Origin of the sequence: Halorientalis litorea, assembly GCF_023028225.1 — an archaeon.
In the GTDB taxonomy this organism is placed as follows: domain Archaea; phylum Halobacteriota; class Halobacteria; order Halobacteriales; family Haloarculaceae; genus Halorientalis; species Halorientalis litorea.
The window spans coordinates 288,484-310,424 of record NZ_CP095482.1 but is presented as its reverse complement, the minus strand read 5'-3'; the positions used below and the strand labels follow the sequence as shown (position 1 = coordinate 310,424).

Annotated in this window: 27 protein-coding genes; 15 read left to right on the top strand and 12 right to left on the bottom strand. The window is 68.3% G+C overall.

Annotated elements, in window-relative coordinates; all coding sequences use genetic code 11:
• Positions 1-22 precede the first annotated feature (22 nt).
• Genes MUG95_RS01760 through MUG95_RS01750 form a run of 3 tightly spaced genes read right to left on the bottom strand, consistent with a single transcriptional unit; the run spans position 23 to position 2,880 of the window.
• On the bottom strand, positions 23-574 hold the full coding sequence (locus MUG95_RS01760) for a universal stress protein (RefSeq protein ID WP_247009351.1): 552 nt from the start codon (positions 572-574) through the stop codon (positions 23-25).
• Positions 575-625: 51 nt separating this feature from the next.
• Positions 626-1,651, bottom strand: a complete 1,026-nt coding sequence (locus MUG95_RS01755; protein WP_247009350.1) for an amidohydrolase family protein — start codon at positions 1,649-1,651, stop codon at positions 626-628.
• Entirely contained in the window at positions 1,648-2,880 is a 1,233-nt protein-coding gene (locus tag MUG95_RS01750; RefSeq protein WP_247009349.1) for an HD domain-containing protein, read from the bottom strand. Before MUG95_RS01750 ends, MUG95_RS01755 begins: the two co-directional genes overlap by 4 nt.
• Before the next feature lie 127 nt (positions 2,881-3,007).
• Here MUG95_RS01750 and cofD point away from each other — a divergent pair, with 127 nt between their 5' ends.
• From cofD to asd, 7 genes are all read left to right on the top strand, one after another.
• Complete coding sequence (gene cofD, locus MUG95_RS01745) at positions 3,008-3,985, top strand: 2-phospho-L-lactate transferase (RefSeq protein WP_247009348.1); 978 nt, start codon at positions 3,008-3,010, stop codon at positions 3,983-3,985.
• Positions 3,982-4,743, top strand: a complete 762-nt coding sequence (locus MUG95_RS01740; protein WP_247009347.1) for a tRNA-dihydrouridine synthase — start codon at positions 3,982-3,984, stop codon at positions 4,741-4,743. The genes cofD and MUG95_RS01740 overlap by 4 nt, the downstream gene beginning before the upstream one ends.
• Positions 4,740-5,603 (top strand): triphosphoribosyl-dephospho-CoA synthase, encoded by an 864-nt coding sequence (locus MUG95_RS01735; RefSeq protein WP_247009346.1) that lies wholly within the window; start codon positions 4,740-4,742, stop codon positions 5,601-5,603. The genes MUG95_RS01740 and MUG95_RS01735 overlap by 4 nt, the downstream gene beginning before the upstream one ends.
• Before the next feature lie 24 nt (positions 5,604-5,627).
• On the top strand, positions 5,628-6,056 hold the full coding sequence (locus MUG95_RS01730; RefSeq protein WP_247009345.1) for a hypothetical protein: 429 nt from the start codon (positions 5,628-5,630) through the stop codon (positions 6,054-6,056).
• Positions 6,049-6,627, top strand: a complete 579-nt coding sequence (locus MUG95_RS01725; RefSeq protein WP_247009344.1) for a DUF447 domain-containing protein — start codon at positions 6,049-6,051, stop codon at positions 6,625-6,627. Before MUG95_RS01730 ends, MUG95_RS01725 begins: the two co-directional genes overlap by 8 nt.
• Positions 6,628-6,686: 59 nt before the next feature.
• Positions 6,687-6,878 carry a 30S ribosomal protein S17e gene (locus MUG95_RS01720; protein ID WP_247009343.1) on the top strand — a complete coding sequence of 64 codons (192 nt, stop codon included), beginning with the start codon at positions 6,687-6,689 and terminating at the stop codon, positions 6,876-6,878.
• 86 nt (positions 6,879-6,964) lie between these two features.
• The gene (gene asd / locus MUG95_RS01715) at positions 6,965-8,002 is read left to right on the top strand and encodes an aspartate-semialdehyde dehydrogenase (RefSeq protein WP_247009342.1); all 1,038 of its coding nucleotides are present in this window, start codon (positions 6,965-6,967) and stop codon (positions 8,000-8,002) included.
• Between the two features lie 24 nt (positions 8,003-8,026).
• Here asd and MUG95_RS01710 read toward each other — a convergent pair whose 3' ends face one another.
• Positions 8,027-9,868, bottom strand: coding sequence for a bacteriohemerythrin (locus tag MUG95_RS01710; protein WP_247009341.1), 1,842 nt, complete (start codon positions 9,866-9,868; stop codon positions 8,027-8,029).
• Positions 9,869-10,035: 167 nt separating this feature from the next.
• On the opposite strand from MUG95_RS01710, the gene MUG95_RS01705 reads away from it, so the two are divergent.
• Together MUG95_RS01705 and MUG95_RS01700 are read left to right on the top strand one after the other, a co-directional pair.
• The gene (locus MUG95_RS01705; protein ID WP_247009340.1) at positions 10,036-10,470 is read left to right on the top strand and encodes a pyridoxamine 5'-phosphate oxidase family protein; all 435 of its coding nucleotides are present in this window, start codon (positions 10,036-10,038) and stop codon (positions 10,468-10,470) included.
• Between the two features lie 80 nt (positions 10,471-10,550).
• Positions 10,551-10,925, top strand: coding sequence for a VOC family protein (locus MUG95_RS01700; RefSeq protein ID WP_247009339.1), 375 nt, complete (start codon positions 10,551-10,553; stop codon positions 10,923-10,925).
• Here the strand turns inward: MUG95_RS01700 and MUG95_RS01695 are convergent.
• Positions 10,922-11,872, bottom strand: coding sequence for a D-2-hydroxyacid dehydrogenase (locus tag MUG95_RS01695; protein WP_247009338.1), 951 nt, complete (start codon positions 11,870-11,872; stop codon positions 10,922-10,924). The genes MUG95_RS01700 and MUG95_RS01695 overlap by 4 nt on opposite strands.
• Positions 11,873-12,042: 170 nt before the next feature.
• On the opposite strand from MUG95_RS01695, the gene MUG95_RS01690 reads away from it, so the two are divergent.
• Both MUG95_RS01690 and MUG95_RS01685 read left to right on the top strand, forming a co-directional pair.
• Positions 12,043-13,407 (top strand): NAD(P)/FAD-dependent oxidoreductase, encoded by a 1,365-nt coding sequence (locus MUG95_RS01690; RefSeq protein WP_247009337.1) that lies wholly within the window; start codon positions 12,043-12,045, stop codon positions 13,405-13,407.
• Positions 13,408-13,950: 543 nt separating this feature from the next.
• A complete protein-coding gene (locus MUG95_RS01685; protein ID WP_247009336.1) occupies positions 13,951-14,226 on the top strand; it encodes a hypothetical protein in 276 nt (91 codons plus the stop codon).
• On the opposite strand, the gene MUG95_RS01680 is transcribed toward MUG95_RS01685, so the two are convergent.
• A complete protein-coding gene (locus MUG95_RS01680) occupies positions 14,223-14,666 on the bottom strand; it encodes a hypothetical protein (protein WP_247009335.1) in 444 nt (147 codons plus the stop codon). The genes MUG95_RS01685 and MUG95_RS01680 overlap by 4 nt on opposite strands.
• Positions 14,667-14,818: 152 nt before the next feature.
• On the opposite strand from MUG95_RS01680, the gene MUG95_RS01675 reads away from it, so the two are divergent.
• The 3 genes from MUG95_RS01675 to MUG95_RS01665 all read left to right on the top strand — a co-directional run bounded on the left by MUG95_RS01675 (position 14,819) and on the right by MUG95_RS01665 (position 17,463).
• Positions 14,819-15,691: a J domain-containing protein gene (locus MUG95_RS01675; RefSeq protein ID WP_247009334.1), complete on the top strand. Its 873-nt coding sequence runs from the start codon at positions 14,819-14,821 to the stop codon at positions 15,689-15,691.
• Between the two features lie 45 nt (positions 15,692-15,736).
• Positions 15,737-17,014, top strand: a complete 1,278-nt coding sequence (hisD, locus tag MUG95_RS01670; protein ID WP_247009333.1) for a histidinol dehydrogenase — start codon at positions 15,737-15,739, stop codon at positions 17,012-17,014.
• Positions 17,015-17,097: 83 nt separating this feature from the next.
• The gene (locus tag MUG95_RS01665) at positions 17,098-17,463 is read left to right on the top strand and encodes a HesB/IscA family protein (protein WP_247009332.1); all 366 of its coding nucleotides are present in this window, start codon (positions 17,098-17,100) and stop codon (positions 17,461-17,463) included.
• Here MUG95_RS01665 and MUG95_RS01660 read toward each other — a convergent pair.
• Genes MUG95_RS01660 through MUG95_RS01645 form a run of 4 tightly spaced genes read right to left on the bottom strand, consistent with a single transcriptional unit; the run spans position 17,460 to position 20,010 of the window.
• On the bottom strand, positions 17,460-17,660 hold the full coding sequence (locus MUG95_RS01660) for a dodecin (RefSeq protein ID WP_247009331.1): 201 nt from the start codon (positions 17,658-17,660) through the stop codon (positions 17,460-17,462). The genes MUG95_RS01665 and MUG95_RS01660 overlap by 4 nt on opposite strands.
• Positions 17,661-17,714: 54 nt before the next feature.
• Positions 17,715-18,389 (bottom strand): DUF2238 domain-containing protein, encoded by a 675-nt coding sequence (locus MUG95_RS01655; protein WP_247009330.1) that lies wholly within the window; start codon positions 18,387-18,389, stop codon positions 17,715-17,717.
• Entirely contained in the window at positions 18,386-18,979 is a 594-nt protein-coding gene (locus MUG95_RS01650) for a hypothetical protein (protein ID WP_247009329.1), read from the bottom strand. Before MUG95_RS01650 ends, MUG95_RS01655 begins: the two co-directional genes overlap by 4 nt.
• 41 nt (positions 18,980-19,020) lie before the next feature.
• Complete coding sequence (locus MUG95_RS01645; RefSeq protein WP_247009328.1) at positions 19,021-20,010, bottom strand: metal-dependent hydrolase; 990 nt, start codon at positions 20,008-20,010, stop codon at positions 19,021-19,023.
• Positions 20,011-20,114: 104 nt separating this feature from the next.
• On the opposite strand from MUG95_RS01645, the gene MUG95_RS01640 reads away from it, so the two are divergent.
• Positions 20,115-21,296, top strand: coding sequence for a pyridoxal-phosphate-dependent aminotransferase family protein (locus tag MUG95_RS01640; RefSeq protein WP_247009327.1), 1,182 nt, complete (start codon positions 20,115-20,117; stop codon positions 21,294-21,296).
• Here MUG95_RS01640 and MUG95_RS01635 read toward each other — a convergent pair whose 3' ends face one another.
• Positions 21,297-21,611 (bottom strand): DUF7116 family protein, encoded by a 315-nt coding sequence (locus MUG95_RS01635; protein ID WP_247009326.1) that lies wholly within the window; start codon positions 21,609-21,611, stop codon positions 21,297-21,299. It lies immediately after the preceding gene.
• Positions 21,612-21,677: 66 nt separating this feature from the next.
• The gene (locus tag MUG95_RS01630; RefSeq protein WP_247009325.1) at positions 21,678-21,917 is read right to left on the bottom strand and encodes a DUF5816 domain-containing protein; all 240 of its coding nucleotides are present in this window, start codon (positions 21,915-21,917) and stop codon (positions 21,678-21,680) included.
• Positions 21,918-21,941 lie beyond the last annotated feature (24 nt).

The following is a 21,941-nucleotide window of genomic DNA, read 5'->3' as shown; positions in this document are numbered from 1 at the left end:
CGCGCCCGCGTCTGCCGGCGGTTCACCGAACCCCGGGGTCGGGCGTCGGCTCCCGGTTGCCGCGGTCGGGCGTTCGCTCTTCGGCCGTCCGTTCGTCGGTCGCCTCGGCGCGCTCTTTGGCCACCACTTCCTCGGCACCCTCGGGACTCTCGACGCGGACCGTGAGGACGGGCACGTCGGCGGTGCGGACGACGCGCTCGGCGACGCTCCCCAACAGGAGGCGGTTGATACCGCCCCGTCCGTGTGTCCCCATCACGACGAGGTCACAGTCGTTCTCACGCGCGTACGCGACGATTTCACTGCTCGGCGACCCTTCGACAGTCGCGCGCTCCACGGGGGCGCGGTCACCGACGAGTCGCTCCGCCGCATCGAGCGCGCTCCGCCCCTCGTCGTGCAGTAACTCCGAGATGCCCTCCCACGATGTCTCCATCGGGAGACTGGAGAAACTCGCGGCGTCGACGACGTACAGCACGTGGACGCTCGCCCCGTGTGCGGCCGCGAGCTCCGCCGCGTGGTCCACCACGTCGTCCATTCCCGTCGAGCCGTCGGTCGGCAGGAGAATTCGGTCGTACATTGGCACCGTTTAACACACTTTCCCGCCCACGTACTTGACTGTTCCCCGGTGTCAGTCGGCCGCACCGAGGACCACTTCCGCCACGTCGCTCGTGCCCGCGCGGCGAACGACCGCCCGCACGGGGTCACGCGCGCCGGCGAGGTTGTCCGAATCGCCGTCGAGTACGAGGAGGCGGGCGTCCCGTCCCGGTTCCACGAGGCCGCAGTTCAGCCCCGCGATGGCCGCGCCGTTGTGCGTCGCCATGGCCAGCACCTCGCGGGCGGGGAGGTCGGACAGTTTTGCGGCGAACTCCATCTCCCGGAACATCGAGGGACTGTTGAGCATCACGTTGTCCGTCCCGAGCGCGACGGTCGTCGTGGCGGCCAGTTCGTCGAGGTCTGGCATCCCGACACCGGTGACGAGGTTCGAGCGCGGGCAGGCGACGATGGGGACATCGTCGTCCGCGACCCGCTCCAAGTGGAGCTGGTCGGTGTGGACCATGTGAACCAGAAAGTCCGGGTCGAGGTCGAGGGCGGCGTTCACGTCGTGGCTGTCACGCTCGCCTGCGTGGATGCCGAACAGTTTGTCCGCCTCGCGGGTGGCGGTGCGTTCGCGCCCGAACTCGCCGTCACGCGCGCCGCTGGCTCCGAAGCCGTCGCCAGCCTCCATCGCGGCGAGTTCCTCCCGACCCAACACCACGGGGTCGATATCGAGACCGTGGGCGGCGTCGTGGATTGCCGCCACACCCTCGACGCCACCTTCCCGGAACTCGATGCACGCCGCCGTCCCGCCATCCTGCATGAAGCGCAGGGACCGACGCATCGCCTCGACCATCTCCTCGCGGTCGGTCTCCCGGAGTAACTGGTGTTTCAGCCCGTCCGGCGGCGCGACGAGTTCGTCCAGCGAGAGACCGCCGCCCGCCTCCTTGGCGATGGAGTCGCCGATGTGGGTGTGTGCGTTGACGAACGCGGGGAGGATGATGTCCTCGCTTCTGGCACTCCCCTCCTCGACGGCCGCGATTTCGCCGTCCTCGACGACGACGCGGCCCTCGACGGGGTCGAACGCCGGGCCGCGCAGGACGGTCCCCTCCAGAATCATCGCTCCCCTCCGAAATCGTCGAGCGTGGCGTGGACGCCGGGCCGCGTGTCGCTGACGAGCGACCCGTCGATGTCGAGGCCGAGGACGCGGCTGGCGGCGTGACCGACCCGTTCCGCGGCGTCTTCGGGCGCGTACACCCCGAGTCGCCACTGGTCGCGCTGGACCGCACGGAGTGCCCCGACGAGCGCGGACTGGTCGCCGAGTGGCCGTATCTCCCCGTTGACGACGACGCGGCTGGTCGATTCGGTCATCTCCGGCCGCGCGGGCACGTCGAGGGTGACCGCGGCGGGGTCGACTTCCGCCTCGTCGGCGATTGCGCGTTCCTCGGCCCGGATGTCGTCGTGGTCGGCCGCGATGAGGGCCTCGGGCACGTCGCCCATCTCCGCCCAGACGGCGCGCTTGTAGAGGTCGCGGTAGGTCAGTCGCTCGGCCACGGCCGCCGTCTCGTCGCACTCCCTGAGCGCGACGAGGAGGTCGTGGTCGTCCATCCGCCGGAGCGTCTCGGCGTCGTCGTCGGTCTCCGCGAGCAGTCGCTCGGCGGCCCGCCGGAGCATCGACTTGGCGATGCGGGCGGTGTGGTGCCCGTACACCGTCGGCGTCATCAGTGCGCGCGCGACGAGCAGACTCTCGGCCGTCTGGACGTTCCCCTCGGCGAGGACGAGTTCGCCGTCCCGGAAGCGCAGTTCCCGGACCAGTCGCTCGTGGTCGATGGTCCCGTAGGGGACGCCGGTGTGGTGGGCGTCCCGCACGAGGTAGTCCATCCGGTCCACGTCGAGTTCGCCGGAGACGAGTTGGCCGAGTTTCCCGTCGCCGGCCACGAGGTCGGCCACCGCGTCGGGGTTCAGCCCGTGGTCCGTCAGGACGCTTGCGACCTCTCCCGTCCCGAGCAGTCCGTGTACGTCGTCGTGCCACTTGCCGGTCCGGCGGTGGGTGAGTGATTCGAGGTTGTGGCTGTAGGGTCCGTGGCCGACGTCGTGGAGGAGTGCCGCGGCCCGGACCCGTTCGGCCTGTTGGCCCTCGATGCCGAGGTGGCCGAGTGCCTCGTCCGCGAGGTGGTAGACGCCGAGGGAGTGCTCGAACCGCGTGTGGTTCGCCGAGGGGTAGACCAGCGTCACCGTCCCGAGTTGTTTCAGGTGCCGCAACCGCTGGACCGGCGGCGTGTCCAGCAAGTCGCGCGCCACGCCACGGACCTCGATGTGGTCGTGGACGCTGTCCTTGATGCTCTTCATCGCCCGGGCCTTCGAAGCCCGCCGACAAAAGCCTCCCCTCACGTTCGCGGCGACGAGTGACGGTGTGTCCGAACCCCCGGACCCACCCCGTCGAAAGTGTTTACCGACGGCGTTCCCGACCCGAGATATGGTCACGTATCTCGCCGGCGGGACGGGCACGCCGAAACTCCTCCGGGCCGCCCCGTCCGACGCCACCGTCGTCGCCAACACCGGCGACGACGTGGAGTTGGGCGGCCTGTTGGTCTGTCCCGACGTGGACACCGTCCTCTTCCTCGGCGGCGGCGAACTCGACCGCGAGACGTGGTGGGGCCGTGCCGACGACACCGACGCCACCAACGCGGAGCTCCACCGTCTCGCGGACGCGGCCGGCCTCGACGGTGGCCCGCGATACCTCGCACCCGACGAACAGACCGCGGGCCGTCGGCTGTCACGCTGGCGGCGGTTCTCCGGCGTCGCGGAGTTCATGTTCATCGGCGACCGGGACCGTGCGGTCCACCTCACCCGGACGAGCCTTCTAGACGAGGGCCACTCCCTCACCGAAGTCACGCGGACGCTCGCGGACGCGTTCGGCGTCCCGTGGGACGTACTGCCGATGAGCGACGACCCCGTGGCGAGCATCGTCCACACGCCCGACGGGCCGATGCACTTTCAGGAGTTCTGGGTGGCCCGCGACGGTGAACCGACCGTCGAAGACGTGGAGTTTCGCGGTGGTGCGGACGCGACGGCCACCGACGCGGTGCTGACGGCACTCGCCGACCCCGTGGTCGTCGGCCCCTCGAACCCGGTGACGAGCATCGGCCCGATGCTCGCCGTCGACGGCATCGCGGACGCACTGGCGGACACGCCGGTCGTCGCCGTCTCGCCGTTCGTCGGGGACGAGGTGTTCTCCGGCCCCGCGGCGAAACTGATGGCCGCCGTCGGGGACGAGCCGTCGACCGCTGGCGTCGCGGCCGCCTACGACTTCGCCGACGCGTTCGTGCTGGACGACGCGGACGACACCGAACTGGACCGACCGGTGGTCAGAACGGACACGACCCTCGCCACTGCGGCCGACGCCCGGCGGGTCCACGCGGCCGTCGAGGACGCGCTGGAGGCGGTAGAATGAGCGGATGGGGCGTCGAGTTCACCCCCCGTGTCGCCCTCGCCAGCCTCAGCGGGGAGGCGGACGCGTCGTGGGCGCGCGCCGGGGCACCGTACGCCGGTGCCGCGTTCCTCGGCGGCATCGCGCTGGACGGTCCGACCCGAGACGCCGCCCGGGAGTTGGTCGCCCGCGACCGCTCGGAGTTCCTGCCCGAGGACCCCGTCGGGTTCGTCGACGAGCAACTCGCCGCGCTCGCCGACGCCCCGCTCCTGCCGGGGTTCAACGTCCGCACGACGACGCTCGGCCCGCTCCGACGGGTCGCCGCTGTCTGTCGGCAACACGGGGCCGTCCTCGAACTCAACGCGCACTGCCGACAGGACGAGATGTGTGCGGTGGGTGCGGGCGAGGGCCTCCTCCGGGACACCGACCGCCTCTGCGAGCAGGTGCGCACCGCCGCGAGCGCGGGTGCGACGGTGAGCGTCAAGCTTCGAACGGAAGTGCCGGGCGTGGACCTCCCCGAGACGGCGCGCAGGGTCGTCGACGCGGGGGCCGACGTGGTGCACGTCGACGCGATGGACTCGGAGGCCGTCGTCGCCGACGTGGCCGACGCGACGGACGCCTTCCTCGTCGCCAACAACGGCGTCCGTGACCGCGAGACGGCCCGGGCGTATCTCGACTACGGGGCCGACGCCGTAAGCGTCGGCCGCCCGAGCGACGACCCGACGGTCCTCCGCCGCGTTCGCGAGGCGACGACGGAGTGGTTCCGGAGGGCAGTCGCGTGAGTGCGGACCCGCCCGGCCCGCCGCCGCGGCGCGGTGTCGCGGCGAACGCCCAACTCGCGCTCCTGTTGGAGGTGACGGGCACGCCGAAACCCGGCAACGTGGACCGCCACCACGACTACGACGACCTGCGGTTCGAGCACTTCGTGGCCGGCGGCGTGGGCGCGTTCCCCGGCCTGAAGCGGGCCGCCGACGGCGACCGGGTCGGCCGTGCCTTCGAGCGCGCCGTCGCCGGGATGAGCGAGCAACGCGCCGGCAACACCCAGTTCGGCGCGCTACTGGTTCTCACGCCGTTGGTCAGGGCCGCGGCCGACGGCGACCTCTCGCCAGCAGGGGCGACCGCAGTGGTGGACGAAACCACCGTCACCGACGCCGCGGACTTCTACCGCGCCTTCGAGCACGTCGACGTGGCCGTCGACGACCCGCCCGAGGGCCTCGAACCGCTGGACGTGCGCCGCGGCGCGGACGCGGTTCCCACGCTCGAAGCGCGCGACCTGACGCTCCGGGACGTGATGGCCGAGAGTGCCGACGTGGACGGCATCGCGGCCGAGTACGTCGGGGGCTTCGAGCGGAGTTTCGCGGCCGGCGCGCGCCTGCGCGAACTCGACGGCCCCGTGCCCGACCGGGCGGCGCGGGTGTTCCTCGAACTGCTCGCGGACGAACCCGACACCTTCGTCGCTACGCAACACGACCGGAAGACGGCCGAGCGAACGACCGAGCGGGCGGCCGCCGCGCTCGCCGGGGAGACGGACCCGGCGACGCTGGCCGACGAGTTGGTCGCCGAGGGGGTCAACCCGGGTACGACCGCAGACCTTACTGCCGCCGCGCTCTTCGTCGCACTCCAAGAGGGACTCGACGTATGACGACGGACACCACCGGAGGGAGACGTGGCTGACGAGGGCCGCCTCCCGATGTGGAAGGAGGACGGGGCGCGCGCGATCGGTGCGGGCGTGACCGTCGCCGTCCTCGGGTACGCCGCCGTCGCGCTCGTGACCGGCATCGAGGCGTCCGCGTCGCTCCGGACCGTCCTTAGACCCGGCGCGCTGGGGCTGTATCCGGGGGCGGTGCTGGCCGGGTGGCTCGACGGGGGGTCGCTCCGCCGGAGTGCCGACACCGGGTTCCGCGCCGCGTTCGTCGGGACGACGCTCGCACAGGGCGCGCTCTTCCTGCAGGTGGACGCCCCGCTCCAGTTCCTCCTCCTCGGGCTGATGGGCGTGGCCGTCCTCTACGCCCTCCCGGCGATGGCGTTCGGGGCGGCCGGGAGTGTCCTCCGCCGTCGGTTCGGTCGGGACCCGGAGGTGAGGATAGATGTCTGACTGGCCCGTCGAAATCGCCGGCGTCGTCGAGTCCGTCGTGACGACGCGCGGCCCGAACGACCGCTGGAACGTCGCCGCACTCGGCCTGCAGGAACCCGACGGTGACGGGCCGGTGACGGCCCGGACGTGGGGGCGCACGCGGACGTGGCGCAACTTCCGTGAGCGGGGCGGTGGCTACGTCCAGTTCACCCGCGACCCGGTAGACTTCGCCGAGGCCGCCCTCTCGATTCGGGAGGAGGACGACCCGGTTCTCGATAGCACCGACGCGTGGACACGCGTCGAGGTAACGCGACTGGACTCGGGGGCCGACGGCGGGACGCAGTGGGTCGACTGGGCACTCGACCCCGTGGAGACGACGGTCCGCGCGGAGACGGTGCCGAGGACCAACCGCGGCTACTACGCCGTCGTGGAGGCGACGGTGGCGGCCTCGCGGCTGGACGTGCCCGCGTACGACCGCGAGCGACTGCTCGACAGACTGGCGTACTTCGAGGACGTGGCGCGTCGCTGTGGCGACGACCGCATACAGGCGGCGTTCGACCGCGTACGGGACCTCACCGACGCCGACTGGTGACCGGCGAGGCGGTTCCCTACCGAACGCTTTTTCATGGTCCACAGACGAAATCAACTACAATGGCTATCAAACCGGCCTACGTCAAAAAGACCGGACGAACCCTGCTCGAACGATATCCCGACGCGTTCGGACACGACTTCGAGCACAACAAGGACGTCGTCGTGGAACTGACCAACATCGAGTCCAAGGGCGTGCGCAACCGCATCGCGGGCTACATCACCAGCAAGAAGGGCGCGCAGATTCCCGCGTAAGATTCTCTCCACTGTCTCCGAGTGTGGTCCCCGTCCGTGGGACGTATCCAAACCGTTTTGCACCGTGACTCTCCTACCCGTTACCAATGTCAGTACGTGTCGGCGTTCTCGGTGCGACAGGCGCGGTCGGACAGCGACTCATCCAACTCCTCGACCCACATCGGGACTTCGAAATCGCGGCACTCACCGCCAGCGACGCGAGTGCGGGCGAAACCTACCGGACGGCCGCCAAGTGGCGACTCGGGACGCCCATCCCGGAGGACGTGGCCGAGACGACGGTCGGCCCGACCGAACCCGACGCCGTCCCCGACGACGTGGACCTGTTGTTCTCGTCGCTCCCTTCCAGCGTCGGCGAGGCCGTCGAACCTGCCTTCCTGGAAGAGGGATACGTCGTCTCCTCGAACTCCTCGAACGGGCGGACCGACGAGGACGTGCCGCTCACGATTCCCGAGGTCAACGCCGACCACCTCGGTCTCATCGAAGTCCAACGCGACGAGCGCGGGTGGGACGGCGCGCTCGTGAAGAACCCTAACTGCTCGACCATCACGATGGTCCCGCCGCTGGCCGCACTCGACGAGGCGTTCGGCCTGACCGACGTGCGCGTCTCGACGCTGCAGGCGGTGTCGGGTGCGGGCTACTCGGGCGTCTCCTCGATGGAGATAATCGACAACGCCATCCCGCACATCGGCGGCGAGGAACAGAAGATGGAGACCGAATCGCGGAAACTGCTCGGCGAGTTCGACGGCGCGGCGGTCGACTGGAACGACGCCGACGTGGCCGCCTCGTGTAACCGCATCCCGACGCTCGACGGCCACCTCGAGAACGTCTGGGCGGACACCGCCGAGGACGTGACCCCCGAGGCCGCCGCCGAGGCGATGCGGGAGTATCCGAGCATCGACCTCCCGTCCTCGCCCGACCAACTCATCCGCGTGTTCGAGGAACCCGACCGCCCACAGCCACGTCTCGACCGGAATCTGGACAACGGCATGGGCATCGCTACCGGCGGCCTGCGTGAGACGGCCGACGGCGTGCAGTTCAACTGCCTCGCCCACAACACCCTGCGCGGGGCGGCCGGGGCATCCATCCTCAACGGCGAACTCCTCCTGCAGGAAGGCTACCTCTAGAACCGGCCGTCAGCGGTTCGGTCCTCACTCCTCTCGGTCGAGGTGGAGACGGCCGTCCTCGTCGAACGCCCCGGTGTCGCCGGTCAGTAACCACCCGTCACGAATCGCCCGAGCGGTCGCGTCGTCGTCCAGATAGCCCGCCATCACGGTGGGACCACGGACCAGCACGTCGCCGTCGGCCGAGAGTGCGAACTCCGTCCCCGGGAGCGGCCTCCCGGCAGTTCCCGGCTCGTAGGCGTCGGCGGGGTTCAGCGTCCCGACGCCGCTGGCCTCCACCGGCCCGTGGAGTTCGCTCACGGGGACGCCGAAGCCCCGGAGGAAGTGGACGAGGTGTTCGTCGAGGTGGCCGGCACCCGAGAGCGCGTACGTCACGTTCGCCAGCCCGGTTTCCTCGCGAAGCGGCTTGAAAACGAGGCGGTTCGCGGCGGAGTACTTGAACGGGGTGCCCCGCCCGGAGACGATGCCGCGGCCGTAACTGGCGACGCGGCCGGCGAGTTTCCGCTTCATCCACCCGAGGTCACCGATACGGTCCTGTAGCGTACCGTACAGTTGCTGGTAGATGCGCGGGGTGCCGACGACGACGTCCGGCTGGAGTGCGGCGAGTCCGTCGGTCAGGCCGCCGGGGTCGACGTGCGTGACCGACCCGCCGGTCGACCAGAGGTAGTACGCCGTGACGCGGGGGAACACGTGTGCGAACGGAAGCGGGAAGGCACCTGTCGCTCCCGGGTCGAGCGGGAGGGCCGCACGTATCGACCCGACGGCCGCGAGCAGGTTCTCGTGCGTGAGCGCGATGGCCGACTGCTCGTCCGGACTGCTGGCGTCGAACACGATCGTCGCTACGTCGTCGTCGTCCGCCTCGAAGCCGGGGAGTGCCCGGGGGTCGGCCGTCGGCAGGTCCGCGATGTGGACCACCGTGCCGGCCGCGTTCTGAATCTCGCCGGGCGTCTCCGTCTCGCAGACGATACCGTCCACGTCCGCGCTCGACATGGCTGCACGCGTCTGTTCGCTGTCCAGCGACGGATAGATGGGGACGGAGACGAGGCCCGCAATCTGACACGCTATCTCGACGACGGACCAGTCGTACCCGCTCTCGGCGACGATGGCGACCCTGTCGCCGGGTCGGAACGCGTCACTGAGCAGGCCGCCCGCGACCTCTCGCGCTCGTTCATAGAGGGTATCGAAACTCCGCTCGGTGTAGCGTCCGCCCTCGGGGACCCGGACGGCCGTCCGCTCCCCGTGTATTTCGGCGAGGCTCTTGAACCAGTCCGCGAGCGGCCCCTCCGGTATCGAGCGGTCGCCACCCGCGTGCACCTCGCTCTCGACGGTCAGGTCGAACTCCTGCTCGTGCTGGTCGTCGGTGTCGGCGGTATCGGTCCGGTCGCCGCCTCGGTTCGGCCGCAAGCCGCCGGGGTTGTACTCGTAGTCCTCGACTTCTTCCTCGTAGTACTCGCCGTAGTTCTGGTCGACGTCGCTGGCGGCGATGTGGGAGTCCAGCCAGTCACGGACGAAGGTCAGCACTTCCATCGTGATGTACTGGCCGTTCTCGTGTTTCTCCCGGAGGTCGGTCACCCGCTCGGCGAACTCGTCGTGCATCTCGCGGTGGTTGAAAAAGCAGTCCGAGCAGTCCATCGCGTACCCACAGTCTTGCATGAACTCTTCCTCGTCTCCGAAGTGGTAGTCGGTGTATCGCTCCAGTTCCCGGAGGATGTCACCGACCTTTTCGTCGGAGTGTCCCTCGTCCATGGCCGTGTGGAGGTCGTTCAGCAGGCCGAACAGCCGCTGGTGTTGCTCGTCGAACCGTTCGATTCCCACGCTGTATCTGTCGTTGTCCCATTCCGCGAACGCTTCCTGCGACGATGGGGCCATGTGCAAACCTTTTTGATGTCCGGTGAAAAACGGGGTATCCCGTTCCCGATTTTTGAAAACACGGGCATGTCCCACTCTTGTTTTATATTAATGTAGTCGGACCGACCGTTCCGGTCAGGAGTCAACGCAACTGATTTTACCGGAGCCAGTGAACTATCGAAACGGGAATGAGACGACTCACGGACGACGAGGTAGTCGATGTCCTCCAAACGAACGCAGTCGGGGTGTTGGGGTTGAACGACGACCCCAACCCGACGCCGTATCAGGTCCCCATCGCGTTCGGGTACGACGCTGCCAGTGACTGTTTCGCCGTCCAACTCGAAGGCGACGACGACAGCCGGAAGAAGCGATGTCTCGGACGCGACGCCGAGGTGAGCTTCACCGTCTACGAGGAGACTGACGCCGACGAGTGCTGGCGGAGCGTCGTCGTCAAAGGAGAGTTGACCGAAATCGAGTATCGGGAGGCGGAACCGGCCTTCGCCAACCTCGCACAGACTGCGCAGTCGACACCGAACCCCGTCGTCTGGGGCGACTCGGAGACGGTCACGCCGTACAAACTAGACATCGACTCTTGGAGCGGCCGGGAGTTCACGCTCGACTGAGACTGAACGCTGTCTCGACGGCTCCCGGCCCGCGTCGGTCCGCGCCACTTAACCCCCTCTCGCTCGGAGGACCCGACGCAATGGACATCATCCACGTCTGTATGAACGTCTCGGACGCCGACGAGAGCGCCGACTGGTACGTCGAGAACCTCGACTTCGAGCGCACGTGGGAGTTTACCACGCCGGACGGCGAGACGGACAACGTCTACGTCGCGGGCGGGAACGGCATCGAGATTCAGCTCTCGGACACCGACGGTGAGGACGACTTCGAGAGCGGCGACGCGTGGGACCACCTCGCCGTCTCCGTCGAGGACACCGACGCGGCTTTCGACCGTATCGACAACCACGGCGTCGTCCAGGAACCGGCGGACAACGTCGAAGCCGGTGCCCGGACCGCCTTCATCGAGGACCCGGACGGCCACGTCGTCGAACTCGTCGGCCCCATCGAGGACTAGCGGACGCGGTTGCGTAGCTCCGTCCCGGACGCCAACCGCTCGACGTTCTCTCCGACGATATCGGCGAGCCTGTCGTGATAGTTCGGCGTGAAGCCCGCGTTGTGCGGCGTCAGGAGGACGTTCTCGAAGGTCCACAGCGGGTGGTCGCTGGGGAGCGGTTCCGGGTCGGTCACGTCCAGTGCCGCGCCACCGAGTTGGTTCCGACGGAGCGCGTCGACGAGCGCGTCGGTGTCGACGACTTCGCCCCGAGCGACGTTGACGAGGACGGCCTCCGGAGACAGCGTCGCCAGTTCCGCCGCCCCGACGAGGCCCCACGTCTCGTCGGTAAGCGGGCACGCCAACAGCAGGTAGTCGGCCCGAGCGAGTGCTTCGTCTAGCTCGCCGTAGCCGAGGACGGTGTCGGTGGGACCGCCCTTCTCGGGCGAGTGACGTACGCCCACCGTCTCCACCTCGAAGCCGTCGAGCCGTCGGGCAATCGCCTGCCCGATTGCACCCAGTCCGACGATGCCGACGGTACTCCCGGCGAGTTCGCCGGTCGGGTACGCGCGCCACTCACGCCGCTGTTGCCGTCGCCACCCCTCCTGTAACCGTCGCGCGAACGTGAGAACGAAGCCGATGGCCTGCTCGGCGACGTTCGGCCCGTGCAGGCCCGCGGCCGTCGTCACGGCGACGCCCGCCTCGGCCATGCTGTCGAGCGGCAGGTGGTCGTACCCCGCGTAGGCACAGGCGAACAGTTCGAGGTTCGCCGCCCTGTCGAGCAACGCCTCGCTGAACTCGACGCCCGTCACGGTCGTCGCGCCTTCGACGAGCGTCCGCTCGCGTTCGGGCGTCCGGGCGACCCTAACGTCGTAGTCCGGGAGCCGTTCGGCCAGCGTCGCGGCGTACGCCCCCGGGTCGAGGCCGTGGAACTTCTGCCCGAGGACGAGCACGTCGGTCGAGTCGGTCACGAAACGCTCCCCCCGAGTGGTCGACTGCGTCCCATCACGTTCGAAGGCCGACAGCGACGGACAAAAACGTGTGCCACGGTGGGCCGGGGCGACGGGCCGACGCGCGTTGGGTCCCGGTCCGGCCTGTGCGAAAGGGAGGGCTTTATTCCGTGTCGCCGCTGGGTAGGGATATGCAACAGGTGGATGTCGCCGTCGTCGGCGGCGGCCCTGCGGGGTCGTCCGCGGCCCACGAGGCTGCGGCCAGCGGGGCCGACACCGTCGTCTTCGAGAAGGGCGTGCCACGCGCCGACCGCGAGGGGCTCGGCGCGGATTCGACCGACGCGGCCGGGATGCTCGACTACTGGGTCGACATCATGGACTTCAAGCCGTCGGAGATTCCCGACGACGTGATTCTCAGCGAACTGGCGGGTGCGCAGTTCCGCAGCCCGAACGAGTCCGTCACCATCCGGGACACGGGCATCTCGTCGAGTTACCCCTCGTTCGGCTTCTCGTTCCACCGCGCACGCTTCGACGACTGGCTCCGCGAGCGCGCGGAGGACGCTGGTGCCGAGTACCGCATCGGCGTCTCCGTCTCGGACGTGACCACGGACATGACTGGCGGGCACTCCCACCACCTCGAACTCGCCGACGGCGAGGACGTGGAGGCGACGTATCTGATACTCGCCGACGGCCCACAGCGGACCGTCACGACGGGCGCGCTCGACCAGTTCATGCCCCGCAACCGCTCGATTACCGAGTACGTCGGTGCCGACTCGGCGAACCACATCGCTTACCAGGAACACCGCCGCGTCCCCGAGGAACTGTTCGACGAGGGCCTGCTGAAGTTCTGGTGGGGCGTCATGCCCGGCCACACGGCCTATCCGTGGGTCTTCCCGAACGACGACAACGTGGCTCGCATCGGGCTGACGATGCCGATGGGGATGGACCTCTCGACGGTCCCGAACCGCCACGAGTACGACTTACTGGACCCGGACGACGAGCAGGTTCCGGCGGGCGCGACGTACATCCGCCGCCTGCTGGAACGCGAGTACCCAGAGTACGACGTGGACGAGGACTTCCCGCTGGTCGAGGACCGGGGGAAACGCGGCGGCACCGAAGCCTACCCAATCTCCTCGACGCGCCCCATCGAGTCACCGACTGCGGCGGGCATCGCCGTCACCGGCGGCGCGATGGGTGCCACCTCCGCGTTCCACGAGGGCGGCGACCACGTGGCCGTCCGGACGGGGAAGATAGCCGGCCGACTCGCGGGCCGTGGGCGACTCGACCGGTACAACGACCAGTGGCGGGCCGCCATCGGCGAGGAGGTGCGGCGCAACGTCACCCTCGCCGACATGGTCCGTGACTGGGGACCGTCCGACTGGGACCGGACCTTCGCCACCGTCGACAACATGATGAACCGCGGCCGGTACCAGCCACGCCAAGTCCTCTCTGCGGGACTCTCGGGGTTGAAACTCCTCGGTGAGTACGAGTACCGGAAACTCAGACTGCGACTCGGTGACTACGCACAGGTAACCGAAGACGACTACGTGGCCTAGCGCGCCAGCCTTATTCCCGGCGGCCGTCTACCCCGACGTGCGTGCCTTTAGTCCCCGCCCGAGCAACCCGTCAGGGCGCGATGACAGCGCGGAGAACCCGGGCACGCGACAGCGGGTTGGTTCGCCAGCCCCGACTGGTCGCACGCACGTGACTCACCCGGCACGAGGGTTTCCCGGCCGACGCGGCACACCGCCACGGAATGAGGCCGGTCGTTAGTGTTCCGGGTGTACACTTTCGCAGACGACGACTGTCGTTCGGGAGCGTATCGAAGCCGTCCAGAGGAGTAACTACCGGACGTAGAGCGGGCGTTTAGCAGAGGCCGACGGGACAGTTACACCGATACTAATCGGCGACCACCCCGTGAGAGCCTCGCTCGCCCGGGGATACGAACGGCAGATGAACGATACAGCGGAGGACTGTGTGGCGGGAAGCTCGCCCGTCGGAAGCCGTCTCCACTCTTCTGTTGCTGGACGGTGTCTCGTGACGACTGCGTCGCATCCGAGGAAACACTCAAGCAAAGTGTCTCTGCGTGTAGTACTCATGTGAACAGACGAACGTTCGTGCTCGTAGCCGCTTCGTCGCTCGTCGCTGGATGCACCGGAGTCGATCAAGAAGAGACACAAACAGAAACCGAGCCACAGGCATCGACTGACCCCGGGACCACAACCCAGACCGAGACGCCAACAGAAACCCAGACCGAGACGCCAACAGAAACCCCGACCGAGACGCCAACAGAAACCCCGACCGAGACGCCAACAGAAACCCAGACCGAGACGCCAACAGAAACCCCGACCGAAGAGGACGACTCCGGGTACTAAAAGCGGAGAACTCTGCTCAACATCGGGATGAGGCCCTGTGTCAACAGTTGCCCCTGTCGTTCGACGAGTGACGTCGTCAGTTGGCCGGCGACGCGGACGGTCTGTACCGTCGCGAACAGCGGCAGCGTCGCGACGGCACCGGTACTCACGTCGTTGCGGGCGTGACCGATGGGCCGGTGGTGGGGATTGAAGTTGTCGACTGCGACCGTCCAGCGGTCGAGATACTCGCGTATCTGGAGGTGTTCGCCGGGACTGTCCTCCCGGTAAACGCGGCGGGCACCCTTGTGGATGGACCACGGGAAGTTCGAGCTACGGAGTTCGAGGTCCGGCGGGAGGCTCGGCTCGGTGGATTTCGGGACGGCGACGCTCGCCCCGGGTCCCAGATGCTTGACGACGGCGAGTGCCTCTTCCCACCCCTCCGCAGTGTACGTCTCGCCCATGTCGCATTCGAGGTACGACCCACGTAAAAAAGCTTGTACCACCGGATTTGTCCCCCAGTGCGCCCACTGGTGCCACGTCCGGGCCGTTTTCGACGCAGTTCCGGGTGAAGTTTATGAACGGCGGGACCGAACGTGGGGTCACTGTTTCCGGCATGGACGAGACGTTCTACGCCGCACTCGGTGTCGATGCCGACGCCGACACCGACAGGATACAGGCGGCCTACCGCGAACGGGTCAAGGACACCCACCCGGACGTGAGTGACGACGCCGACGCGGCGGAGTCGTTCAAACGCCTCACCGAGGCCCGCGACGTCCTCGTCGACGAAGTGGCTCGCGAGCGATACGACCGAGTCGGGCACGGAACGTACGTCCGCGAGTTCCTCGACAGCACCGTCTGGACCAGTGCGGAGACGGGTGACACTCGTCCCGATGACCACTCCCCACGTGGGCAGGAGGGGTCGACAGGGCCGACGAGCGGGCACGAGTCGACGGCAGGTGCGACGACCGACGACGGGACTGGGACTGCGGGCAACTACGACCGGTACAGGGCGAGCGACGCGACGTGGGACGATATCGAGGACGACGACGAGCGGTCCGACAGTGGTGGTCGAGGCACGCACGTCGGGGAGGGGTCCGGCGACGGGTCGGCCAGGGCGTGGCCGGGCGACGGGACAGGGCGAACCGACGCCGCCGACGGCGTTGGGGGTGCGGGGCGACGCGAACAGGCCCGGACGAGTGGCTGGCAGCGGACGCACACCGCGACGGGCACCTACAGTCCGTCGGGACGGGACCAGTCGGCGACGGGCGCGCGGATGTCGCCGTCCGTGTCGAACGTCCGATCGGGTCTCGCCGAAGTCGGGCCGTGGCTCGTCTTTCACACGATGTTCCTCCTGAGCGCGCTGGTGACCGTGTGGCTCCTGTTGTCGCTCTCGCCGACAGTCCCGACGCTCCTGTTGGGTGTCGCGCTGTTCGGAGGGACGCTGTTGGCTTCGTCCCTGCACGTCATGTCGCGGCTCTACTCCTGACGGACGATTCGACAACCGTTTTCCGCGCGCCCGAGTAGGGAGCGTATGAACGTCCGACAGCTATCGGACCTCGGGCCGAACGAACGGGCCGCAATCTTCGACCGGGACGCCGGCATCGAGGCGGTCCGCGACGACGTGGCCGAAATCGTGGGCCGGGTTCGCGAGGAGGGAGACGTGGCGGTCCGGGAACTCACCGCCGAGTTCGACGACGTGGACGTGGGCAACCTCGACGTGACCGACACGGCAGAGCGAGCGGTCGACGAGGTGGACGACGACGTACTCGACGCAATCGAGACGGCCGCCGAGAACGTCCGCTCCTTCCACGAGGCGGGACTTCCCGAGGACTGGCGCGCGGACTTCGACGGCCGGGAACTCGGCCGCCGGTACCGCCCCGTCGAACGGGCGGGTGTCTACGTTCCCGGCGGGACTGCCGCCTACCCGTCCAGCGCGCTGATGGGTGTCGTCCCGGCGAAGGTCGCCGGGGTCGAACACGTCGCCGTCGCCACGCCGCCCGCAGACGAGGTGAACCCGGCGACGCTCGCGGCTATCCACGTCGCGGGAGCCGACGCCGTGTACCAAGTCGGGGGTGCCCAAGCCATCGCAGCGCTCGCGTACGGCACCGAGACGGTCGACCGCGTCCAGACGGTCGTGGGGCCGGGCAACCGCTACGTCACGGCGGCGAAAGCCGAGGTTCGGGGCGACGTGGAGATAGACTTCCTCGCCGGGCCGAGCGAAGTCGCCGTCCTCGCCGACGGGACGGCCGACCCGGAACTGGTCGCCGCCGAACTCCTCGCACAGGCCGAACACGACACCGACGCCTCCGTCGTCGCGGTCACCGACGATGCGGACCTCGCGGCGGCCGTCGCCGAGGCGGTGGATGCACAGGTCGTGGACCGGAAGCGCGCGGACGTGATTCGGGGCGCGCTCGACAACGAGGCGAGCGGCGTCTTCCTCGCGCGGTCGATGAGCGAGGCGGTCCTCTTCGTCGAAGAGTACTCGGCCGAACACCTCGCCATCATCGCCGAGGACGACGAGCGACTGCTCGACCGGATAGACAGCGCGGGCAGTGTCTTCCTCGGCCCGTACTCTCCGGTGGCGGCCGGAGACTACGCCAGCGGTCCGAACCACGTCCTCCCGACCGGTGGCGGCGCGCGCCGGTACGGTGGGCTCTCGACGGAGACGTTCCTGCGCTCGACGACCGTCCAGCGACTCGACGAGGGCGCGCTCGCGGACCTCCACGACACCGTAACGACCCTCGCCGAGGCCGAGGGACTGGAGGCCCACGCAGAGAGCGTCCGCAAGCGGTTCGACGGCGAAGAGTAATCGGTGTCGTCGCCGGGTCGACGTAACCGTTCGTGGTTCCCTCACCCGTCAGGATTAACAGTGTCGGCCCGAAAGGGGTCTGTATGAGTAGCACGACAGCAGACGGGGCATCTGGAATTACCATCGAGGTCACGGAGGCCGCCGCGGACGAGGCACTGCGCCTCCTCGACAGCGAAGGCATGGACACCGACGAGGCCGGACTTCGCCTGTTCGTCCAGCAGGGTGGCTGTGCGGGCCTCTCCTACGGGATGCGGTTCGACTTCGAACCGGAGGCCGAAGACACCGTCTTCGAGCACCACGGGCTCCGAGTGTTCGTCGACGAGGCCAGCATGAACTACATCGAGGGCAGTCGGCTCGACTTCGAGGACGGACTGCAGGGCGAGGGGTTCACAGTGGAGAATCCCAACGTGGTCTCCGAGTGTGGCTGTGGCGAAAGCTTCCGTACCTAGTCTTCCAGCTCGAAAGCCACCTCGACCTCTGCCTGGTACTCCCTGTTCGTCGCACCCGCTATCTCGACGCCCATCTCTTCGACTTCCGCCCACATCACGTTGTCCAGCGTCGTCTCCGCCCGGCCGAGGGCGTCGTCGACTGCCTCGTCGAAACTCTCCGTACTCGTGCCGATGAGTGTAATTTTCTTGAATACCATGCGCCTTGCCACTACATCGCACGGAAACATAAATCTCCGCACGCCGCCCGTACGTCAGGACCCGTCGCCGTCCCGGCGTCGTCGCCCCACGTACTCCCCGAAGGCACTGACGACGCCGGTCAGGTGGGCACCACCCCAGAGCGCGACGATGATCGCGCCCACGGTGTCGAAGACGAGGTCCAACATCGTGTCTTCGAGACCGTACTGGGTGAGGACCGTACTGGTTCCGAGGGTGGTCGCCACCTCGGCGAGGACGAACTCGATGACTTCCCAGAGGACGCCGAACGCGAGGACGAACAGGAGGATGAACACGGTCATGAACTTCGGCGGTAGTGTCACGCCCTCGGCGTACTCGTCGAACGAGCGGGCCGTCGCGTAGCCCACCGCCGCGACGATGGACGACGAGAGCGCGTGGGTCAGGTGGTCCCACCACGGGATTGTGCGGTAGAAACTCAGTCCGCTCCCCGGCACCCCGACTGTCCCCAACGCGTGCAGGAAGACGGCCGTCGTTATCCAGAGCGTCAGTCCGGCGTTCATCGGCACGTCGAAGTCCCGACTGAGAATCGGCGGCAGCTGCGTCACGCCCAACGCGACGGCCGTGTTGACGATGATGCCCGTGTTCCCGCGGTCGATGCCGATGAAAAACATTCCGACGAGGGCAATTTCCATCAGCCACGTCAGCCGTCGTTGCCACACCTCGGGGAGGTGGAGATACTCGCGGACGCTCATCGCCCCACCTCGTCCGGGACACGCCCCTCGGGTCGGGACCGCCGGCGGTAGAGGACGTAGACGAGGCCGGCGGCGGCTCCGGCGAGTGCCGACGCGGTGAACTCGACCATCAGCGCGTGTTCGCTCTCGATGAACCCGGTGCCGAGAAACAGGTCCGCGCTCCAGCGGACGACGGCCCAGACACCGGCCGCGGCGAGCGTCGTGACGACGACGAACAACACCGCGAACCGGTCGTCCATCTCGACGGTGGTAAACACGTCGAGGTCGACGGCGGTCAGCAGGGCGAGTGCCGCCACCGAGAGGTACGTCGCTATCTGTCCGGTGATGATGGTCGTCGCGAACAACCCGCCGAGGACCGGTAGTGCCGCGACCAATACGATTTCCCACGGCGGCATCACCCACCACGACCGAACTGAGAGTGCCGGTGACGCGGCGATACCGGCGACGGTCAGCGTGAACACCGCCCACAGGAAGTCTCCGGTCAGGAAACTACCCACACTGGCCAGTAGGACGAGTGCGACGAGTGCCCATCCGGCGACGGCGTTCGTCCGCTGAGCCCTGATGAGACGACTCAGCCCGTCCCGTTCCATGCCGAGAGCGTACTCTCCCCTCTGTGGAAACGCTGTCGGCTTTACACCACCAGATACGCCATCGTGTACCCGACGGCACCGAGCGTGACGGCGGTCAGGCCGGTCACCACGGCCGTCGGCAGGTCGGTCCGCGCCGGGCGGCGGGAAAGCAGGGCGGTCTGGAACCGGCGGCGGTCGTGCCGTGCCGCCCGAACCGGACCGACCATCCCCAACGCGAGGACGCTGAACACGAACTGGTAGGACGCCGCGAGCGTCGGTGCCGGGAGTGCCACGGCCGCCGCGGCGTAGCCGAACCCGACCGCCGCCCGCGGCCGAACGTGGTCACGCAGTCGGCGGTCGGACAGCGACAGGGCGGCGTAGACGGCGAGCCACACCGTCGCCAACTCTACCGCGAACGCCCCGAGGAGGTGGAGCGTCGGGTCCGGGTGGAGGACGACGCGCTCTGCGACGACTGTCGTCTCGAACGGGTACAGTAGGACCGGCGGCTCCCCGGTCAGCATGTCACCGAACGGGTGGCTGAGGAGGCCGAAGAGTGCCGTCGCCCAGACCGTAACCGGCCCGACGCCGCGGCGGGCCGCGAGCGTCGTCACCGCGAGGCCGACGGCGGAGAACAGTGCGAGGACGACGCCCGCGAGGCCCCCCGTGACGGCCGTCGCCACGGCGACGAGGCCGGCGAGGAGCCCGACGGCGAGCAGCGCGGCCCCGCGGCGACGCGTCCGGCCGAACGTCTCGGTCCGGGAGCGGACGCTCCACAACGCGAACGCGAGTGCCGCGAGGAGGGCGACGGGGAGCGAGTGTGTCATCGCCCGATGGACTAGGTTGCCGGTCTGCCAGAACGCCTCGGCCGCGTCGAACGCGCCCGTCACGCCGCCGAGTAGGCCGACCGGCGCGTAGGCGATGTCGACGTCCGGGAGCGTCCCGAAAGCGAACGCGAGGACGGCGACAGTCAGCGTCCGCTCGCGAGACCACCCGAGGGCACGGCAACCGAGGGCGACGAGGGCGAACGCCAGCAGTCCGTGTCCGACGAACATCGGCGGAGATACGACGCGCTCGGTGATAAGTCACCCGTGAGACTTTGGTTCATGCTACTACACCCAGCGAACCACTTTTGCGTTCGTCCGTGAGAACGTCTCGTATGGAGCGACCGAGGGTCGGGGAACTGACGCCGCCGGACAGACTCCTGATGGGGCCGGGACCGAGTGAGGTTCACCCCCGTGTACTGCGGTCGATGAGCACACCGCTGGTCGGGCATCTCGACCCCTCGTTCGTCGAGTTGATGGACGAGGTACAGGACCTCCTCCGGTGCGCCTTCCGGACTGACAACGAGTGGACGATTCCGGTCAGCGGAACCGGGTCGGCCGCGATGGAGACGGCCTTCGCCAACCTCGTCGAACCTGGAGACACCGTACTGGTCCCCGGGAGCGGGTACTTAGGTGAGCGGATGGTCGAGATGGTCGCCCGCGCCGGTGGTGAGGCGGTGGTCGTGGACGCACCGTGGGGCGAACCGCTCGATACGGCGGACGTGGCCGACGCCGCCGCCACGCACCACCCGGACGTGGTCGCGTTCGTCCACGCCGAGACCAGCACGGGGGTCCGTCAGCCGTCGGTCCCCGAACTGACAGCAATCGCACACGACCACGACGCGCTGGTCGTCGCCGACACCGTCACGTCGCTCGGCGGCGTCGAACTCCGGGTCGACGAGTGGGACATCGACGCCGCCTACGCCGCGGGGCAGAAGTGCCTCTCCTGTCCGCCCGGCGCGAGTCCGCTCACGCTCACCGACCGCGCGATGGCGAAGGTCCACGGCCGGGACGAACCGGTTCGGTCGTGGTACCTCGACCTCTCCCTGCTGGGCGAGTACTGGGGCGAGGAGCGGGCCTACCACCACACCGCCCCAATCACGAACGTCTATGCCCTCCGGGAAGCCTTGCGTCTCGTCGCCGAGGAAGGTATCGAACGGCGATGGCGACGCCACGAGCAGGTCGCCGGCGCGTTCAAAGCCGGCGTCGAGGCGATGGGGCTCTCGCTCGAAGCGGACGACGAGTGGTGGCTCCCGAGTCTCAACGCCGTGTCGCTCCCGTCCGAGGTAGACGACGGTGCGGTCATCGACTCCCTCCTCGCGGAACACGACATCGAAGTCGCCGGCGGACTGGGCGCGCTCTCGGGCGACGTTCTCAGAGTCGGCTGTATGGGTCACAGCGCGCGCCCGGGGAACGTCCTCGAACTCGTCGCCGCGCTGGGCACGGCTCTCGATGCACAGGGCGCGACGGTGGACGTGGCCGCGGGACTGGCCGCGACGCGGCGCGGCCTCCTGTAGTCAGGCCGGATACCGGTCGATGGGCCGGTGGACCTCGTAGTCGCCGTCGTCGCCGACGCCGAGGACGGCCCACTCGCCGTCTACCTCGTCGTCGTCGAGTTGCCGTCGCACGTCGTCGGCCTCCTCGGCCGGGGCGACGAAACAGTGGAGGTCTCCCGTACTCGGTGCCGTTGGACTGTCGGAAACGGGCGTCACGTGGACCGTTCGCCACTTTCGCTCTGCGCGCAACCGTGTCCCCTCCGTCGATACCGCGTACCCGAGGTCACTGAAAATACGCTCTGCCCGTTCGACGAGTGGTGTGGTAACGGTCACCATCTGGGGACAGTTACCACGCCCCTCGACTTGAATGTATCTACTTGACAGGTTACTGAACGGTGGGCCTCACTCGTGGGCCGCGTCCCACTCTTCGGCCTTGTGGATGTTACTGCAGACGTTACACTGGATGCGGCCCATCGAATCCATCGCGTTGTCGAACGTCTCGCAGTTCGAGCAGAAGTAGCCCCAGCGACTGTCCTTTGCCTCGGTGCTGTAGACGACGTAGAAGGGGCCTTTCGACCCTCGCTCCGTCTCCGCTCGGGCGACGTACAGTTGTCTCCCGTCGTCGGTGGTCCGCGTTTCCATGCCGCTCCGTACACTCGCCTGACC

What these genes read in the sequence shown, in the direction of transcription:
- MUG95_RS01630 (WP_247009325.1), bottom strand. Translation starts at nt 21,917, where the DNA reads ATGGAAACGCGGACCACCGACGACGGGAGACAACTGTACGTCGCCCGA.
- MUG95_RS01705 (WP_247009340.1), top strand. Translation starts at nt 10,036, where the DNA reads ATGAGACGACTCACGGACGACGAGGTAGTCGATGTCCTCCAAACGAAC.
- MUG95_RS01665 (WP_247009332.1), top strand. Translation starts at nt 17,098, where the DNA reads ATGAGTAGCACGACAGCAGACGGGGCATCTGGAATTACCATCGAGGTC.
- MUG95_RS01675 (WP_247009334.1), top strand. Translation starts at nt 14,819, where the DNA reads ATGGACGAGACGTTCTACGCCGCACTCGGTGTCGATGCCGACGCCGAC.
- MUG95_RS01650 (WP_247009329.1), bottom strand. Translation starts at nt 18,979, where the DNA reads ATGGAACGGGACGGGCTGAGTCGTCTCATCAGGGCTCAGCGGACGAAC.
- MUG95_RS01710 (WP_247009341.1), bottom strand. Translation starts at nt 9,868, where the DNA reads ATGGCCCCATCGTCGCAGGAAGCGTTCGCGGAATGGGACAACGACAGA.
- MUG95_RS01725 (WP_247009344.1), top strand. Translation starts at nt 6,049, where the DNA reads ATGTCTGACTGGCCCGTCGAAATCGCCGGCGTCGTCGAGTCCGTCGTG.
- MUG95_RS01690 (WP_247009337.1), top strand. Translation starts at nt 12,043, where the DNA reads ATGCAACAGGTGGATGTCGCCGTCGTCGGCGGCGGCCCTGCGGGGTCG.
- MUG95_RS01740 (WP_247009347.1), top strand. Translation starts at nt 3,982, where the DNA reads ATGAGCGGATGGGGCGTCGAGTTCACCCCCCGTGTCGCCCTCGCCAGC.
- MUG95_RS01700 (WP_247009339.1), top strand. Translation starts at nt 10,551, where the DNA reads ATGGACATCATCCACGTCTGTATGAACGTCTCGGACGCCGACGAGAGC.
- MUG95_RS01720 (WP_247009343.1), top strand. Translation starts at nt 6,687, where the DNA reads ATGGCTATCAAACCGGCCTACGTCAAAAAGACCGGACGAACCCTGCTC.
- MUG95_RS01645 (WP_247009328.1), bottom strand. Translation starts at nt 20,010, where the DNA reads ATGTTCGTCGGACACGGACTGCTGGCGTTCGCCCTCGTCGCCCTCGGT.
- hisD (WP_247009333.1), top strand. Translation starts at nt 15,737, where the DNA reads ATGAACGTCCGACAGCTATCGGACCTCGGGCCGAACGAACGGGCCGCA.
- MUG95_RS01760 (WP_247009351.1), bottom strand. Translation starts at nt 574, where the DNA reads ATGTACGACCGAATTCTCCTGCCGACCGACGGCTCGACGGGAATGGAC.
- MUG95_RS01640 (WP_247009327.1), top strand. Translation starts at nt 20,115, where the DNA reads ATGGAGCGACCGAGGGTCGGGGAACTGACGCCGCCGGACAGACTCCTG.
- MUG95_RS01680 (WP_247009335.1), bottom strand. Translation starts at nt 14,666, where the DNA reads ATGGGCGAGACGTACACTGCGGAGGGGTGGGAAGAGGCACTCGCCGTC.
- asd (WP_247009342.1), top strand. Translation starts at nt 6,965, where the DNA reads ATGTCAGTACGTGTCGGCGTTCTCGGTGCGACAGGCGCGGTCGGACAG.
- MUG95_RS01750 (WP_247009349.1), bottom strand. Translation starts at nt 2,880, where the DNA reads ATGAAGAGCATCAAGGACAGCGTCCACGACCACATCGAGGTCCGTGGC.
- cofD (WP_247009348.1), top strand. Translation starts at nt 3,008, where the DNA reads ATGGTCACGTATCTCGCCGGCGGGACGGGCACGCCGAAACTCCTCCGG.
- MUG95_RS01635 (WP_247009326.1), bottom strand. Translation starts at nt 21,611, where the DNA reads ATGGTGACCGTTACCACACCACTCGTCGAACGGGCAGAGCGTATTTTC.
- MUG95_RS01755 (WP_247009350.1), bottom strand. Translation starts at nt 1,651, where the DNA reads ATGATTCTGGAGGGGACCGTCCTGCGCGGCCCGGCGTTCGACCCCGTC.
- MUG95_RS01660 (WP_247009331.1), bottom strand. Translation starts at nt 17,660, where the DNA reads ATGGTATTCAAGAAAATTACACTCATCGGCACGAGTACGGAGAGTTTC.
- MUG95_RS01655 (WP_247009330.1), bottom strand. Translation starts at nt 18,389, where the DNA reads ATGAGCGTCCGCGAGTATCTCCACCTCCCCGAGGTGTGGCAACGACGG.